14 protein-coding genes are annotated in these 14,870 nt (G+C 65.7%); 10 read left to right on the forward strand and 4 right to left on the reverse strand.

The window, feature by feature from the left end; genetic code table 11:
* Positions 1-42 precede the first annotated feature (42 nt).
* Together DSD28_RS05780 and DSD28_RS05785 are read right to left on the reverse strand one after the other, a co-directional pair.
* The gene (locus DSD28_RS05780) at positions 43-1,050 is read right to left on the reverse strand and encodes a FecR family protein (protein WP_119255387.1); all 1,008 of its coding nucleotides are present in this window, start codon (positions 1,048-1,050) and stop codon (positions 43-45) included.
* A 141-nt stretch (positions 1,051-1,191) separates the two neighbouring features.
* Entirely contained in the window at positions 1,192-1,707 is a 516-nt protein-coding gene (locus DSD28_RS05785; protein WP_119255388.1) for an RNA polymerase sigma factor, read from the reverse strand.
* A gap of 221 nt (positions 1,708-1,928) precedes the next feature.
* Between DSD28_RS05785 and DSD28_RS05790 the strand changes: the two genes are divergently transcribed.
* The 4 genes from DSD28_RS05790 to DSD28_RS05805 are packed head-to-tail and all read left to right on the forward strand — an operon-like array spanning position 1,929 to position 6,185.
* A complete protein-coding gene (locus tag DSD28_RS05790) occupies positions 1,929-2,972 on the forward strand; it encodes an ABC transporter substrate-binding protein (protein ID WP_119255389.1) in 1,044 nt (347 codons plus the stop codon).
* 11 nt (positions 2,973-2,983) lie between these two features.
* Positions 2,984-4,120, forward strand: a complete 1,137-nt coding sequence (locus DSD28_RS05795; protein ID WP_119255390.1) for an ABC transporter ATP-binding protein — start codon at positions 2,984-2,986, stop codon at positions 4,118-4,120.
* 2 nt (positions 4,121-4,122) lie between these two features.
* On the forward strand, positions 4,123-5,370 hold the full coding sequence (locus DSD28_RS05800) for an ABC transporter permease (protein WP_119255391.1): 1,248 nt from the start codon (positions 4,123-4,125) through the stop codon (positions 5,368-5,370).
* Between the two features lie 5 nt (positions 5,371-5,375).
* Positions 5,376-6,185, forward strand: a complete 810-nt coding sequence (locus DSD28_RS05805; protein ID WP_119255392.1) for an ABC transporter permease — start codon at positions 5,376-5,378, stop codon at positions 6,183-6,185.
* Between the two features lie 18 nt (positions 6,186-6,203).
* On the opposite strand, the gene DSD28_RS05810 is transcribed toward DSD28_RS05805, so the two are convergent.
* Both DSD28_RS05810 and DSD28_RS05815 read right to left on the reverse strand, forming a co-directional pair.
* Positions 6,204-7,079 (reverse strand): LysR family transcriptional regulator, encoded by an 876-nt coding sequence (locus DSD28_RS05810; RefSeq protein ID WP_119255393.1) that lies wholly within the window; start codon positions 7,077-7,079, stop codon positions 6,204-6,206.
* Positions 7,080-7,147: 68 nt separating this feature from the next.
* Positions 7,148-8,362, reverse strand: a complete 1,215-nt coding sequence (locus DSD28_RS05815) for a M24 family metallopeptidase (RefSeq protein WP_119255481.1) — start codon at positions 8,360-8,362, stop codon at positions 7,148-7,150.
* 294 nt (positions 8,363-8,656) lie between these two features.
* On the opposite strand from DSD28_RS05815, the gene DSD28_RS05820 reads away from it, so the two are divergent.
* From DSD28_RS05820 to DSD28_RS05845, 6 genes are read left to right on the forward strand one after another with little or no spacing between them, the layout of a single operon-like run.
* Positions 8,657-9,826 carry a transporter substrate-binding domain-containing protein gene (locus tag DSD28_RS05820; protein ID WP_119255394.1) on the forward strand — a complete coding sequence of 390 codons (1,170 nt, stop codon included), beginning with the start codon at positions 8,657-8,659 and terminating at the stop codon, positions 9,824-9,826.
* A complete protein-coding gene (locus DSD28_RS05825; RefSeq protein WP_119255395.1) occupies positions 9,823-10,446 on the forward strand; it encodes an ANTAR domain-containing response regulator in 624 nt (207 codons plus the stop codon). Before DSD28_RS05820 ends, DSD28_RS05825 begins: the two co-directional genes overlap by 4 nt.
* Entirely contained in the window at positions 10,433-11,326 is an 894-nt protein-coding gene (locus tag DSD28_RS05830; RefSeq protein WP_162911267.1) for an ABC transporter permease, read from the forward strand. The genes DSD28_RS05825 and DSD28_RS05830 overlap by 14 nt, the downstream gene beginning before the upstream one ends.
* Positions 11,326-12,246 (forward strand): ABC transporter permease, encoded by a 921-nt coding sequence (locus tag DSD28_RS05835; RefSeq protein ID WP_119255396.1) that lies wholly within the window; start codon positions 11,326-11,328, stop codon positions 12,244-12,246. Before DSD28_RS05830 ends, DSD28_RS05835 begins: the two co-directional genes overlap by 1 nt.
* 29 nt (positions 12,247-12,275) lie before the next feature.
* Positions 12,276-13,901, forward strand: coding sequence for an ABC transporter substrate-binding protein (locus tag DSD28_RS05840; protein ID WP_119255397.1), 1,626 nt, complete (start codon positions 12,276-12,278; stop codon positions 13,899-13,901).
* Positions 13,891-14,835 carry an acetamidase/formamidase family protein gene (locus DSD28_RS05845; protein ID WP_119255398.1) on the forward strand — a complete coding sequence of 315 codons (945 nt, stop codon included), beginning with the start codon at positions 13,891-13,893 and terminating at the stop codon, positions 14,833-14,835. The genes DSD28_RS05840 and DSD28_RS05845 overlap by 11 nt, the downstream gene beginning before the upstream one ends.
* Positions 14,836-14,870 lie beyond the last annotated feature (35 nt).

Genomic DNA, 14,870 nt, shown 5'->3' on the forward strand with positions numbered 1-14,870 from the left:
CGACGTAAGCCGCCGGGCGATCTCACAAAAAAACTTGAGAATTTATCGAAGGATTATGACGCCACCCGGAAGGCGGGTCCATTTCGCCCCGACGACTTCCGCCAGGCTGCGGATCGCGTTCTCGGCTTCGTCCAGGCGATAGTTGCCGCTGACCAGCACGTTCGCGGCGCGATCGTTCAGCGTGATGACCCGCCCGCCGTAATAGCGGGAGAGGTCGCGGATCACCGCGCCGAACGGCCTGGAATAGAAGATTACCCGTCCCTCGCGCCATGCAAGGTCACGCGCGGGATCGGCCGGACGGATGGGGGAGAGCGCATCCTCCTCCACCTCGATCATCTCGCCGGGCCGGAGTTCCACGCCCTGCCCGCGGTCCGGCAGGCGGGCGACATCGACCCGTCCGCGCTCCAGAACGACGCGGTCGCCTTCATCGCCGGAGCGGACGGCGAAGGACGTTCCCTTCACCTCGGCCTCGCCATAGCGCCCGGCGACCCTGAAAGGATGGGCCGGATCGTGCCTGACGTCGAACCACGCCTCGCCGTCCAGCACGCGCACGTCGCGCCGGCCGTCGGCGAAGTCGAGCGCGACCGCGCTTGCCGTGTTCAGCAGCATCCGCGAGCCGTCCGGCAGAGTGACATCCTTCTGCTCGCCGGCGGCCGTGAGGTAATCCGCCTGCCAGCGGATCAGGAGCGCGGGATATTCCAGCACGCCGACGACGAGAGCGATGCACGCGGCTATGGCCGCCACGGTCCTTATCCACGAACGGCGGCTTGCGGGAACGGGCCGGCGGCCCTGCGTGCCCTGCGCCCGCGCGAGGTTCTGCGAGGCGGCGGCGACCTCCGGCAGGTTCCAGATCCGCAGAAGTTCGGCATAGGCCCGCTCGTTCTGCGCGCTCTCGCCGCGCCAGCGGCCGAATGCCGCCAGCTCGGCCGGATCCTCGGCCCCCTGCAGGCGGACGAACCAGTCCAGCGCCTGGTCCGCGACGGACCCCGCATCTGCCGGCTCGATGCCCGGAACGTTCCGGTCGGGTTTCTCCAGGCTCAAAGCGCCCATCCCTTCTTCTTCGTTTGGCACGCCCTTCCACAGGATGACGTTTCAGCCCGCGCGATCTCACAACCAACCCTCGGACAGAGACGGTGTCCAGGGCGCATCGCGGGCAGGCTTGCCGTGCCGGGGCTTTGCTTCAACACGATTTCATCCTCGATCAAGGCGGCTGAAAAGGTCCCGCAGACTGCCCATGACGAGCTTGACGTCGTTGAAGACGGTGTTCGGGGAGACGCCGAGATGCTCCGCGATCCGGGGATAGGACCATCCCTCCACCCTGCTCAGGAGCCAGACGCGCCGCGCCCGGTCCGGCAGTTGCGTGAGCAGGTCCTCGACATGCCGGAGCCTGTCGGCCTGGATCATCCGCTCCTCGGCCGAAGGCGTGGCGTCCGCCACGTCCAGCGCCGAAGGGTCCGCGGCATCCATGGTTTCGACATGGCCGCGCGTCCTGTTCTTGCGCAGGTAATCGAGAGCGAGGTTGTGGGCGGTGCGATGGAGGAACGCCTCCACATGCTCGACCGGCCCCTTTTCCATGGCACGCCGCACACGCAGGTAGCTTTCCTGGGCAAGGTCCTCGGCGATCTGCGGATCGCGGACGACCCTGAGGGCCGTCGCCATCAGCGACCGGCGCATGCCGAGATAGATGCTTTCAAGATCAGCGGCCACGCTCTGCCTGCTACCAGTCCGGAAGTGGGCGACTACTAGACAGCAAAAACATGACTTTCAAGTTCATATTTATGCGCGCGCCCCGATAAGCGGCACTCATGTCCCCATGACAGCAACTTATTTGCGCCGCGGCATGTCGCAACATAGGCTTTCCCCATAGCCCGCAAACAAGACGGGCGCTGTGACGGGTACATCAGATCTGTCTCCAGAGAGGAATTTCCATGTTCAGAACACGCATGTTCCTGGCAGCGACGACGCTTGCCTATGGCCTCGCGCTCGGCACGACGATGGCCGCCGAGCCGCTTTCCGTCATGAGTTTCGGCGGCGCCTATCAGGAAGCCCAGAGAAAGGCGGTGTTCACCGCCTATGCCGAGGAGACCGGAAGGCCCGTCTCCGAGCAGGAATACGGCGGCGAGATCGCCAAGATCAAGGCGATGATCGACAGCGGCAACACGACCATCGACGTCGTCGACGTCGACGCCCCGACGCTGCTCCAGGGCTGCGACGAGGGCATTTTCGAAACGATCGACTGGGAGAAGATCGGGCCGAAATCGGACTGGCTCGCCGGCACGACATCGGACTGCGGCGTCGGCACGATCGTCTATGCGACGATCCTTTCCTATGACGAGGACAAGCTCGCCAAGCCGCCGACGAAGCTGGCCGATCTCTTCGACCTTGCGAATTTCCCCGGCAAGCGCGGCCTGTGGAAGAACCCAGCGACCAATCTGGAATTCGCGCTGCTGGCCGACGGCGTCGCCCCGCAGGACGTCTATGCGACGCTCGCCACGCCAGAAGGCCTCGACCGCGCCTTCGCCAAGCTCGACACGATCAAGAAGGAGATCGTCTGGTGGGAGGCGGGCGCGCAGGCCCCGCAGCTCCTCGCCTCGGGCGAGGTGACCATGACGACGGCGTGGAACGGGCGCATCTTCAACGCCAACAAGGAAGGCCGCCATTTCGGCATCGTCTGGGACAACCAGATCCTCGATTCCAACTACTGGGTCATCCCGAAGGGCGCGAAGGACATGGAGGGCTCGCTCGCCTTCATCCATTTCGCCGTCGAGCCGAAGGTGCTGGCCGGCATCGCGAAATACATTCCCTACGGCCCCGTGCGCACGACGGCCGCCGCGGAGGTGGCCTCCGACGATGCCAGGAACCTGCCGACCAGCCCGCAGAACCTGACGACCTCCCTGACGCTCGACAACGCCTTCTGGGCGGACCATGGCGACGAGATCCGCAAGCGCTTCACCACCTGGCTTTCCAACTGAGGAGCGCGCGGATGAACACGATGACGATGGAAAGGGGGCGCCTCGACGAGGCGCCGCCGATCACGACAGCCAGCGAGACCATGGTCGCTTTCGAGCGCGTGCAGAAGACCTATGACGGGCGCACGCTCGTCGTAGAGGACCTGAACCTTGCGGTGCGGCGCGGCGAATTCCTCACCATGCTCGGTCCTTCCGGCTCCGGCAAGACGACGACGCTGATGATGCTCGGCGGCTTCGAGCAGCCGACGAGCGGGCGCATCCTGCTCGAAGGGCAGGCCGTGGAGCGCTTGCCGCCGGAGCGCCGCGACATCGGCTTCGTCTTCCAGAACTATGCGCTCTTCCCGCATATGACGGTGGCCGAGAATGTCGGCTTCCCGCTGCGCTATCGCGGCATCAGGGGAGCGGAGGCAAAGCGCCGGGTCGAGGAAGCGCTTTCCATGGTCAAGCTCACCGGCCTTGGCGAACGCCGCCCGGCGCAGCTTTCCGGCGGGCAGCAGCAGCGCGTCGCGCTCGCCCGCGCCATGGTGTTCAAGCCGAAGCTCATCCTGATGGACGAGCCGCTCGGCGCGCTCGACAAGCAATTGCGCGAGCACATGCAGGTCGAGATCAGGCGGATCCAGCAGCAGCTCGGCATAACCATGGTCTATGTGACGCACGACCAGTCGGAAGCGCTCACCATGTCGGACCGCATCGCGGTCTTCCACGAGGGCCGCATCCAGCAACTCTCCGACCCGATGACGCTCTACGACCGGCCGGAAAACCGCTTCGTCGCCGGCTTCATCGGCGACAACAACACGCTCGCCTGCGAATTCGCCGGGACGGAGAACGGTTTCGGCGTCGTGCGGATGCCGGACGGAACGCGGCTCCTCACGACCGGGCCGTCCGGCCAGGCGCGCGCGGACCTCACGGTCTCGCTCCGCCCCGAGCGGCTGGGCCTCGACGGTCCTGACCGAAAAACCGCCGAAAACCGTATCCCCGCCCGCGTCCTCGACAGGACCTTCCTCGGAGACCGGGTGCGGCTGACGCTGGAGGCCTTCGGCAGCGAGCGCATCGTTGCTTCCGTGCCGGCCGCCGAGGGCGCAGCGATCCTGCCGGGAAGTCGCATCGGCATGGCCTGTTTCGCCGCCGATTGCCGAACGCTGACGAGGTAGCCATGACCGAGACCATGTCCCTTGCCATTCCGCCCACGTCGGGCAGCCTCGGCGCGGCCCTGCGCCGGGCCGAGCGGCCGAACCGCCTTCGCGCCTTCGCGCTCGCGCTGCCGGCGCTCCTCTTCCTCGTCGTCACCTTCGCCGCCCCGATCGGCCTCTTCCTCACCACCGCCGTGCGCAACCCGGAGGTCCGCAGCGTCCTGCCGCAGACCGTCGCCGCGCTCGACGGCTGGGACGGGAGCGCCACGCCGGGCGAAGAGGCCTTCGCCGCGCTTGCCGCCGACCTTGCCCGCGCGAAGGAGGACAACACCGCCGCATCGCTCGGCAAGCGGCTGAACTACGAAAGCGCCGGCATGCGCAGCCGCATCATGTCCGTGGTCCGCCATCTCGGCAATCTCAAGGATGGCGCCCTCGCCCCGCAATTTACGGCGCTCGATCCGGTCTGGGCCAGTCCCGACCTCTGGGCGATCATCAAGCGCAACGGCAGCGCCGTCACGCCCTATTACCTGCTGACATCCGTCGACCTCGCGCAGGACGCCTCCGGCGGCATCGAGCGGGTGGAGGAAAGCCAGGCGGTGTTCCTCGACATTCTCGGGCGCACGCTCTGGATCGCGGCCCTCGTGACCGCCGCGACGCTCGTCCTCGGCTTTCCCACGGCCTATGTCATCTCGCTGGCGCCGTCGCGCATCGCCGGATTCCTGCTGCTCCTCGTGCTGCTGCCGCTCTGGACGTCGCTTCTGGTGCGCACCACCGCCTGGGTCGTGCTGCTGCAGACGGACGGGGTGATCAACCAGATCCTTCTGGCGCTCGGCCTCACCACGGAAAAGCTCCAGCTCATGCTGACCCGCTTCGGCACCGTCACGGCGATGACGCATATCCAGCTTCCCTTCACGATCCTGCCGATCCTCAGCGTCATGAAGTCCATTCCGGAAGGGCAGATGCGGGCCGCGCGCTCGCTCGGCGCACCGCCCTTCTTCGCCTTCTGGCGGGTCTATGCGCCCCAGACGCTGCCGGGCGTTGCCGCCGGTTGCCTGATGACCTTCATCCTGTCGCTCGGCTACTACATCACGCCGGCCCTCGTCGGCGGCCCGCGCGACCAGATGATGTCCAACTTCATCGCCACCTACATCAACCGCGACTTGAACTGGGGCATGGCCGCCGCGCTCGCCTGCCTGCTCCTCGTCATGACGCTTTCCATCTACCTCCTGTTCCTGCGCCTCGTCGGCGCGGAGCGCATCAAGCTCGGATGAGAACAATGTGGCTTCCCGCTTACGCAACTCGCGGCGAACGGCTCTGCCGCATCGCCGTCGTCGCCTTCGCCTTCGCCGTGCTCGTCTTACTGATCGGGCCGCTCTTCGTCGTCTTCCCGCTTTCCGTCTCGAAGGATCCGTTCTTCACCTTCCCGATCCAGGACTATTCCTGGCGCTGGTATGCGGATTTCTTCGAGAACGCGCGCTGGACGCAGAGCCTCTTCAACAGCCTCGTCGCGGCCGCCTGCAGCACGGCGCTCGCCACGCTGCTCGGCACACTCGCCGCCCTCGGCATCAGCCGGCCCGGTTTCCCGGCGCGAAAGGCGGTCATGGCGCTGATGATCTCGCCGATGATCATGCCCGTCGTCATCGTCGCCGTCGGGGCCTACATGTTCTTCGGTTCATTGGGGCTTACCAATACGCGCACCGGGCTGGTGCTCGCCCATGCGGCGCTCTCCATCCCCTTCGTCGTCGTCACGGTGCTGTCGGCCCTTTCCACCTATGACGCCAACCTCTCGCGGGCCGGCGCGAGCCTCGGCGCGGGGCCCGTCAGCGTCTTCTTCGCCGTCACGCTGCCGCTGATCCTGCCCGGCATCGTCTCCGGCGCGCTGCTCGCCTTCGCCGTCTCCTTCGATGAGGTGATCGTGGCCCTCTTCCTGACGGGCGCCGAACAGCGCACCCTGCCGGTGCAGATGTTCTCGGGCATCCGCGACCAGATCAACCCGACGATCATGGCGGCGGCGAGCCTGCTCACCACCGTCTCCATCGCGCTGTTCTTGGCCTTGAGCCTCATCCGCCGGGTACGACGGGCCTGATCGCGGCGGGTTTTTCCGTCAGCCGTCCCGCGTCTCGGCGAGAAACGCATCGGCGAAATGCGCCGCAAAACTCTCCGCCACCGCGGAGCGCTTGCGGTCCGAGCTCAGATAGATGCCGACGACGACGTCCGTAAGCCTTGGCAGGCCAAGGGCGTCGTCGAGCGTTGCAAGCTTCGACGGCAGGATGCGGCGGGCGAGGACCGTGTTGCCGAAGCCGGAGCCGACCGCCGCCTCGAGGCCGGAAAGGCTGGGGCTGGTATAGACGAGATCGTAGCCGCGCCCGTCGCGCTGCAACGCCGTCAGCATCGCCCGCCGGTAGAGACAGCCTTCCGGATAGCAGACGATGCGCAGGTTGCCGCCGCCGTCGGTGACGAGCGAGGTCGGGCTGTCGCCGACCCAGGCGAGCGGCTCCTTCCAGGTCATGAACGCGCCTTCCGCCGGCCCGTCCGGCGTCATCGCGACGACAAGGTCGTAGAGACCGTTGCGCAGGCCCTGCAGGAGGACATGGGAGAGGTCGCAGACCACCTCGAAGCGGAAGTCGTGGCCGCTGCGGGCAAGGCGCGGCATCAGCTTCGGCAGGAAATGATCGGCATAGTCGTTGGGAATGCCGAGGCGGATCTTGCCGTGCTGGTCGCGCCGCGACAGGCGCAGCACCATCTCGTCGTTCAGCGCCAGCATCTGCCGGGCATAGCTCGCCACCAGCTCGCCCGCCTCGGTCGGCTGGGCGCTGGCATCCTTGGCGAAGAGGGAAACGTTGAGCAGTTCCTGCAGCTTCTTCATCTGAAGGCTGATGGCCGGCTGGGTGCGGCCGAGCTGTTCGGCGGCGCGCGTGTGGCTGCGCAGGTCGATGACCGCCAGGAAGGTGCGAAGAAGGTCGGTCGGGATATTTCTCACGGGGCGGCACCGCTTCCAAAAGGAAACGGGCCGATCGGACGGCCCGTTCCAAGTTGCCCGCGGACGGGTCAGGCGGGGAGGATATTATGCTCCGGACCGAAGGGGAAGCCCGTGATGTTCTCGCTGCCGGTTTCGGTCATGACCAGGATGTCGTGCTCGCGGTAGCCGCCGGCTCCCGGCATGCCGTCCGGAATGGTCAGCATCGGCTCCATGGAGACCACCATGCCCGGCTGGAGCACCGTGTTGATGTCCTCGCGCAGCTCCACGCCCGCCTCGCGGCCGTAATAGTGCGAGAGCACGCCGAAGGAATGGCCGTAGCCGAAGGAGCGGTAGCCCAGCAGGCCGTGATCGCGATAGATCTCGTTGAGCTCCGCCGCCACGTCGCCGCAGCGCGCGCCGGGCTTGAGCAGTTCGAGGCCGCGACGGTGCACCGCGCAGTTGATCTCCCAGATGCGCAGGTGCTCGTCGCTGGCATGGTCGAGGAACAGCGTGCGCTCCAGCGCCGTATAGTAGCCGGCGATCATCGGGAAGCAGTTGAGCGAAAGGATGTCGCCCTTCTCGACGCGGCGCGAGGTCACCGGATTGTGCGCCCCGTCGGTGTTGATGCCCGACTGGAACCAGACCCAGGTGTCCATCAGCTCGGCATGGGGGAAGCGGCTCGCGATATGGCGGACCATGGCCTGCGTGCCGGCGAGCGCCACCTCGTATTCCGGCACGCCCTCGCGCACCGCCTTCGCGACGGCGGCCCCGCCGATGTCGGCGGTCCTTGCGCCTTCCTTGATGAGGGCGATCTCCTCGTCCGACTTGATCGTGCGCAGCCACATGGTCGGCGAACCGATGTCGACGAATTCGACATTCGGGAAGGCCTCTTCCAGCAGGCGGCGCAGCTCGAGATCGACCTGGTCGAACTCGATGCCGATACGCGAAGCCTTCGGCAGGAGCGTCTGCAGGGCATGGAAGAAGTTGTCGCGCTGCCAGTCCGTATAGGTGACGTTGTCGCCGAAGGTGCGGCGCCAGGGCTGGCCGGCATCGATGCCGGCGGAAACGGAGGTGGCCTTTTCCGGCGTGATGACGAAGGCGTAGCGCCGGCCGAAGGAGCAATAGAGGAAATCGGAGAAGTAGCAGATGTTATGATACGAGGTCAGGATCGCCGCATCGAGCTTCAGTTCCTCCAGAATGCGGCGCATCGCATTCTGCCGCCGCTCCATCTCGCCCGCCGAGAAGGTCGGCTGTACCTTCTTGCCATTGTGCATCTCCTGCAGCCGCAGAAGCTGGTTGGGCATCCCCCGCGCAAACATGTTCATGTGAAGCTCCTTCTCCGCGCCAACGCGCTGTTTGACGGGGATCAGGGTAGGAACCTTCACGGGTTCTGGAAAATTAGAAGTTCCAATGCCCTCATAAGGAAAGCGCCGCGGCGCCTGCGACACGCACGCAAGGAAATTCCCCAAAGCAGCGGCCGGCGGAAACAAGTTGACAAATCCGCCCCGAACTCGGTAATTTCCGGAAAATTCTAATTGGCACTTGGGCCCCTCCGGAACCGATCGTTCCGGCGGGGCTTTTTTGTTTGGTTTCCAGGCATGGTCGCGAGCGGCAAGAAGATCATCTCCGTGGGAGTGCTGTTCTCCCAGTCCGGTCCCTACGGGCGGCTGGGATACGAGGGCTATCGCGGCGCGATCGCCGCGATAGAGGCCGTCAATGCGCAGGACCTGCCGTTCGCGCTGAAGCCCGTCTCCGCCGATCCGGGCGGCAATATCGACCGCTATGCGGCGCTGTGCGACGATCTCGTCACCGGCCATGGCGTGCGCCATGTCGTCGGATGCACGACGTCGTGGAGCCGCAAGGAGGTCATTCCGATCGTCGAGAAGCGCGATGCGGTGCTGTGGTACCCTTGCGTCTACGAAGGCTTCGAGGCGAGCGATCGCGTCGTCTATATCGCGGCCTGCGCCAACCAGCATCTGGTCCCGCTGATCGACTTCATCATGCCGCGTTTCGGCAAGCGGGCGATCCTGCTCGGTTCGAATTATATCTGGGGCTGGGAAACCAACCGGCTCGCGCGCGAGATGCTGCATGCGGCCGACGGCGAAGTGCTCAGCGAACGCGCCGTCGCCATCGGCGACACGGATATCGGCCATCTCATCCGCGAGATCGAGGCCAGGAGGCCGGATTTCATCCTCAACAACCTGATCGGCGAATCCTCCTATGCCTTCCTGAAGGCCTATGCCGACCTCGGCCGGCGGGACCCCGATTTCCGCGCCACCGCGCGGCCGGTGCTCAGCTGCAATTTCTACGAAAGCGAACTGGAAAGAGTGGGCGGGGACGCGGAAGGAAACTTCACCGTGAGCTGCTATTTCCGGTCGCTTCCCGGGGAGGCGAACCGGGCCTTTCTCGAAAAGGCGCAAGGGGACGCCTCCGGCAGCGGAATCTCGGCCTTCTTCGCCCAGAGCTATTCGAGCATCCTGCTGATCGCGGACGGGATCGCCCGCGCCGGCACGGACGCCATCGAGCCGGTGCTTGCCTCCTGCAAGACGCATGCGACAAGCACGCCGCTCGGCGATATCATCGTCGACGCCCGCACCAACCACATCGCCCTGCCCGCCCATATCGGGCGGGCGCGCCATGACGGCGGGTTCGATATCGTGCATCTGGCGGAAAGCGCCATCCAGCCGGACCCCTTCATGGCCCGGACCCATCTGAAGTCCAGCATGAACGAGGGCCAGCAGCCCGGCTTCCTGAGGCTCGTCAAATGACCAAGACCGACCGATCCCTCGCCTTCCCCTCCTGGGGCGCCTTCGAAAACTGGACGGCGCTGATCGTCCACCGCCGCCACGCCAATGTTGACGCCATCACGCAGCAATTGCAGCGCATCGGCGTCGAGGCCGTGGAGTGCTGGCCGGACGTGCCGGAGAATGCCGACATCTCCCCCTTCAACATCGTCTTCTTCGATGTGGACATGGGCTATGACGGCCAGTTCCCCTGGCAGCCGCAGCAGGCGCCGGTGCCGACCGTGGCGCTGATCGGTTCCGAAGCGCCCGGGCGCATCGACTGGGCGCTGCGGCAGGGCGCGGATGCGCAGCTCATCAAGCCGATCGGCAGCGCCGGCGTCTACAGCGCGCTGGTCATCGCCATGCACAATTTCCATCGGCGGCATGCATTGGCGACGGAGATCGGCGCGCTGCGCGACAGCCTCGACCAGCGCGAGGCGGTGGCGCAGGCGACCGCGATCCTGATGCTGGCGGAAAACATGTCCCCCAGGCAGGCCTACCAGAAGCTGCGCCTTGCCGCGATGACCGAGCGCGTCAGCGTCGAGGCCATGGCGCGGCGCTTCCTGAACGAACAGCAGGCAGGACCCGACCGTGAGCGCGCTTGATACCCTTCCCGGCAACCGGAAAAAGGCCGAGCGCGGCGTGTTCGCCCGCATCCTGCGCCGGCGGCTGGCAGCATTCGGCCTCTTCGTCATCGTGCTGACCATCGTTGCGGCGCTCTTTGCGCCGTGGATCGTGCCCTTCGATCCGAACGAGCAGTTCTTCGACGGGCTGACGCTCGAGGGCGCGCCGCTGCCGCCCGACGGCAAGTTCTGGTTCGGCACCGACCTCGTCGGCCGCGACCTGTTCTCGCGCCTGATCTACGGCGCGCAGACCTCGCTGATCATCGGCGTGGTGGCGAACGGCATCGCCGTCCTGATCGGCTCGGCGGTCGGCATCTGCGCCGGCTATTTCCGCGGCTGGGTCGAGACCGTGCTGATGCGCTTCACCGACCTGATGATGGCTTTTCCGGCCCTCCTGCTCGCCATCGTGCTGGCCGCCATCTTCAAGCCGAGCCTGTGGATCGTCGCCATGGTGATCGCCATGGTCAACTGGGTGCAGATCGCCCGCGTGCTCTATACCGAGACCCGCTCGCTCTCCGAGCGCGACTTCATCGAGGCGGAACGGGCGATGGGCGCGGGCGCGCCGCGCATCATCCTCAAGCATATCCTGCCGCATCTCTTCTCCACCATGATCGTCTGGGCGACGCTCGGCATCGCCACCACGGTGCTCTTGGAGGCGACGCTGTCCTTCCTCGGCATCGGCGTGCAGCCGCCGACCCCTTCCTGGGGCAACATCATCTTCGAGAACCAGACCTATTTCACCAGCGCGCCCTGGCTGGTCTTCATTCCCGGCGCGGCGATCCTGCTGCTGGCGCTGGCCTTCAACCTGGTCGGCGATGCCCTGCGCGACGTGCTCGACCCGACCCAGCAGGGACACCACTGATGCCCGCCTATATTGCCCGCCGGCTGCTCCAGACGCTGATGATCCTGATCGGCATCAGCTTCGTGACCTTCATCCTGCTCTATCTGGTGCCGGCCGATCCGGCGCGCCAGATCGCCGGCCGCAGCGCCACGGCCCAGACCGTGGAGAACATCCGCGAGCAGCTCGGGCTGAACCTGCCCTTCTACGAGCAGTATCTGCGTTATCTGAAGGGCCTCGTGCAGGGCGATCTCGGGCGCTCCTATCTCCAGAAGACGGAGGTCGCCTCGCTCATCTGGTCGCGCCTTCCGGCAAGCCTCCTGCTCATGGCCGGGGCGATCGTCAGCGAGCTCGTCATCGGCCTCACCATGGGCGTCGTCGCCGCCACAAGGCGCGGCAGCCGCACGGACAACGCGCTGATGATCTTCTCCTTCGTCGGCGTCTCCGCGCCGCAATTCGTCATCGGCATCCTGATGCTCTACGTCTTCGCGGTGAAGCTCGGCTGGTTCCCGATCGGCGGATACGGCACGTTCCAGCACATGGTCCTGCCGTCGCTGACGCTCGGCCTGCTCGGCGCGGGCTGGTATTCGCGCATGATGCGCTCGTCGCTCCTCGACGTGCTGCGCCAGGACTATATCCGCACCGCCCGCGCCAAGGGCCTCGCCCGCTGGACGATCCTCTTCCGCCACGCCATGCCCAATGCCATCCTGCCGATCATCGCCATGATCGGCATCGATATCGGCCTGTTCATGTCGGGCATCGTGGTGGTGGAAAGCGTGTTCGGCTGGCCGGGCATCGGCCAGCTCGCCTGGCAGGCCATCCAGCGCGTCGACATTCCCATCATCATGGGCGTCACCATCGTTTCCGCCTTCGCCATCGTTCTCGGCAACCTTCTTGCGGACCTCATCACTCCGCTGATCGACCCGCGCATCAAGCTGCGGTGAAAAAACACTCCAGAGAGAAAGGGACAGACATGAAAAAAACACTTCTCGCAGCCGCATCCGTGCTGGCGCTTGGTCTTGCCGCCCCGCTCGGCGCAATGGCCGAAACCGTCAAGCAGGGCGGCTCTATGATCGTCACCTACAAGGACGACGTCTCCACGCTCGACCCGGCCATCGGCTACGACTGGCAGAACTGGTCGATGATCAAGTCGCTGTTCGACGGCCTCATGGACTACGAGCCGGGCACCACCAACCTGCGCAAGGAAATCGCCGAGGACTACACGATCTCCGAGGACGGCAAGACCTTCGTCTTCACCCTGCGCAAGGGCGTGAAGTTCCACAACGGCCGCGAACTGACTGCCGACGACGTCAAGTATTCCATCGAGCGCGTGGTGAACCCGGCGACGCAGAGCCCCGGCGCCGGCTTCTTCGGCTCCATCGCCGGCTTCGAGGAAGCGTCCGCCGGCAAGGCAGACCATCTTTCCGGCATCACCGTGACCGATCCCTACACGATCAAGTTCGAGCTGAGCCGTCCCGACGCGACCTTCCTGCATGTGCTGGCGCTGAACTTCGCCCATGTGGTCCCGAAGGAGGAGGTCGAGAAATACGGCGCCGACTTCGGCAAGCATCCGGTCGGCTCCGGCGCCTTCAAGATGGCCGAATGGACGCTCGGCCAGCGCATCGTCTTCGAGCGCTTCAAGGACTACTACAATCCCGAACTGCCCAAGCTCGACCAGATCACCTTCGAGGTCGGCCAGGAGCCGGTCGTCGCGCTGTTGCGCCTGCAGAACGGCGAGATCGACATTCCCGGCGACGGCATTCCGCCGGCCAAGTTCATCGAGGCGACGCAGGATCCGAAGCTCAAGGAGCTGATCATCCAGGGCGGCCAGCTGCATACCGGCTACGTCACCATGAACGTGAAGATCAAGCCGTTCGACAATGTGAAGGTGCGCCAGGCCGTCAACATGGCCATCAACAAGGACCGCATCGTCCGCATCATCAACGGCCGCGCCCTGCCGGCCAACCAGCCGCTGCCGCGCTCCATGCCGGGCTATGCGGAAGACTACAAGGGCTATCCCTACGATCCGGAAAAGGCCAAGGCGCTGCTTGCCGAGGCCGGCGTTCCGGATGGCTTCGAGACCGAGCTGTTCGTCGCCAACACCGACCCGCAGCCGCGCATCGCACAGGCCATCCAGCAGGACCTCGCCGCCATCGGCATCAAGGCGTCGATCAAGTCGCTGGCGCAGGCCAATGTCATCGCGGCCGGCGGCGAGCCGGACGGCGCACCGATGGTCTGGTCCGGCGGCATGGGCTGGATCGCCGACTTCCCGGACCCGTCCAACTTCTACGGTCCGATCCTCGGCTGCGGCGGCGCGGTCCAGGGCGGCTGGAACTGGTCGTGGTACTGCAACGAGGAGCTCGACAAGAAGGCGCAGGAAGCCGACTCGATGGTCGACCCCGCCAAGAAGGCGGAGCGCGAGGCGCTGTGGCGCGACATCTACCTGAAGATCATGGACGACGCGCCCTGGGCACCGATCTTCAACGAGGAACGCTTCTCCGTGCGCTCCGAGCGCCTCGGCGGCCCGGATGCGATCTTCGTCGATCCCGTTCACATCCCGGTCAATTACGACGAGGTCTATGCAAAAGATGTGCAATAACTGCCAGTACACCATCCATGGCCGGCATCATCACTTCGGCTGGGACAATTCGTTCCAGCCGGCAGAGACGGTGGCTCCGGGCTCGACGCTGAAATTCGAATGCCTCGACAGCGGCGCCGGGCACTATCATCCCGGCAGCACGGTCGCGGACGTGTCGACGATGGATTTCTCCAGGGTCAATCCGGTCAGCGGCCCCATCTTCGTGGATGGGGCCAGGCCCGGCGACGTGCTGAAGGTCACCATCCATCAGTTCGAGCCCTCGGGTTTCGGCTGGACGGCCAACATTCCCGGTTTCGGCCTGCTCGCCGACGACTTCAAGGAGCCGGCGCTGGCGCTGTGGAACTACAATCCCTCAACGCTGGAGCCGGCGCTGTTCGGCCAGCATGCCCGCGTGCCGCTGAAGCCGTTTGCCGGCACCATCGGCGTCGCGCCGGCCGAGAAGGGCCTGCATTCCGTCGTGCCGCCGCGGCGCGTCGGCGGCAATCTCGACATCCGGGACATCGCCGCCGGGACCACGCTCTACCTGCCGGTCGAGGTGGAGGGCGCGCTGTTCTCCATCGGCGACACGCATGCCGCGCAGGGTGACGGCGAGGTCTGCGGCACGGCGATCGAAAGCCAGATGAACGTCGCGCTGACGCTCGACCTCATCCGGGACACGCCGCTGAAGATGCCGCGCTTCACCACGCCCGGCCCCGTGACCCGTCATCTCGATGCCAAGGGCTACGAGGTCACCACCGGCATCGGCCCGGACCTGTGGGACGGCGCGAAGGCGGCCCTCTCCAACATGATCGACCTCCTCTGCCAGACGCAGAACCTCAACCCGGTGGACGCCTACATGCTCTGCTCGGTCTGCGGCGACCTGCGCATCAGCGAGATCGTCGACCAGCCGAACTGGGTCGTATCCTTCTACTTCCCGCGCTCGGTCTTCGAATAGGCATGCGGGGGGCGGCTCCGGCCGCCCCTCCCACA

Origin of the sequence: Shinella zoogloeoides (assembly GCF_003574625.1) — a bacterium.
Lineage (GTDB): Bacteria > Pseudomonadota > Alphaproteobacteria > Rhizobiales > Rhizobiaceae > Shinella > Shinella zoogloeoides_A.

Bases quoted from the DNA above. Each gene is read 5' to 3' on its own strand.
- DSD28_RS05845 (WP_119255398.1), top strand. From the start codon at position 13,891: ATGTGCAATAACTGCCAGTACACCATCCATGGCCGGCATCATCACTTC.
- DSD28_RS05780 (WP_119255387.1), bottom strand. From the start codon at position 1,050: ATGGGCGCTTTGAGCCTGGAGAAACCCGACCGGAACGTTCCGGGCATC.
- DSD28_RS05805 (WP_119255392.1), top strand. From the start codon at position 5,376: ATGTGGCTTCCCGCTTACGCAACTCGCGGCGAACGGCTCTGCCGCATC.
- DSD28_RS05800 (WP_119255391.1), top strand. From the start codon at position 4,123: ATGACCGAGACCATGTCCCTTGCCATTCCGCCCACGTCGGGCAGCCTC.
- DSD28_RS05840 (WP_119255397.1), top strand. From the start codon at position 12,276: ATGAAAAAAACACTTCTCGCAGCCGCATCCGTGCTGGCGCTTGGTCTT.
- DSD28_RS05790 (WP_119255389.1), top strand. From the start codon at position 1,929: ATGTTCAGAACACGCATGTTCCTGGCAGCGACGACGCTTGCCTATGGC.
- DSD28_RS05825 (WP_119255395.1), top strand. From the start codon at position 9,823: ATGACCAAGACCGACCGATCCCTCGCCTTCCCCTCCTGGGGCGCCTTC.
- DSD28_RS05820 (WP_119255394.1), top strand. From the start codon at position 8,657: ATGGTCGCGAGCGGCAAGAAGATCATCTCCGTGGGAGTGCTGTTCTCC.
- DSD28_RS05835 (WP_119255396.1), top strand. From the start codon at position 11,326: ATGCCCGCCTATATTGCCCGCCGGCTGCTCCAGACGCTGATGATCCTG.
- DSD28_RS05795 (WP_119255390.1), top strand. From the start codon at position 2,984: ATGAACACGATGACGATGGAAAGGGGGCGCCTCGACGAGGCGCCGCCG.
- DSD28_RS05815 (WP_119255481.1), bottom strand. From the start codon at position 8,362: ATGCCCAACCAGCTTCTGCGGCTGCAGGAGATGCACAATGGCAAGAAG.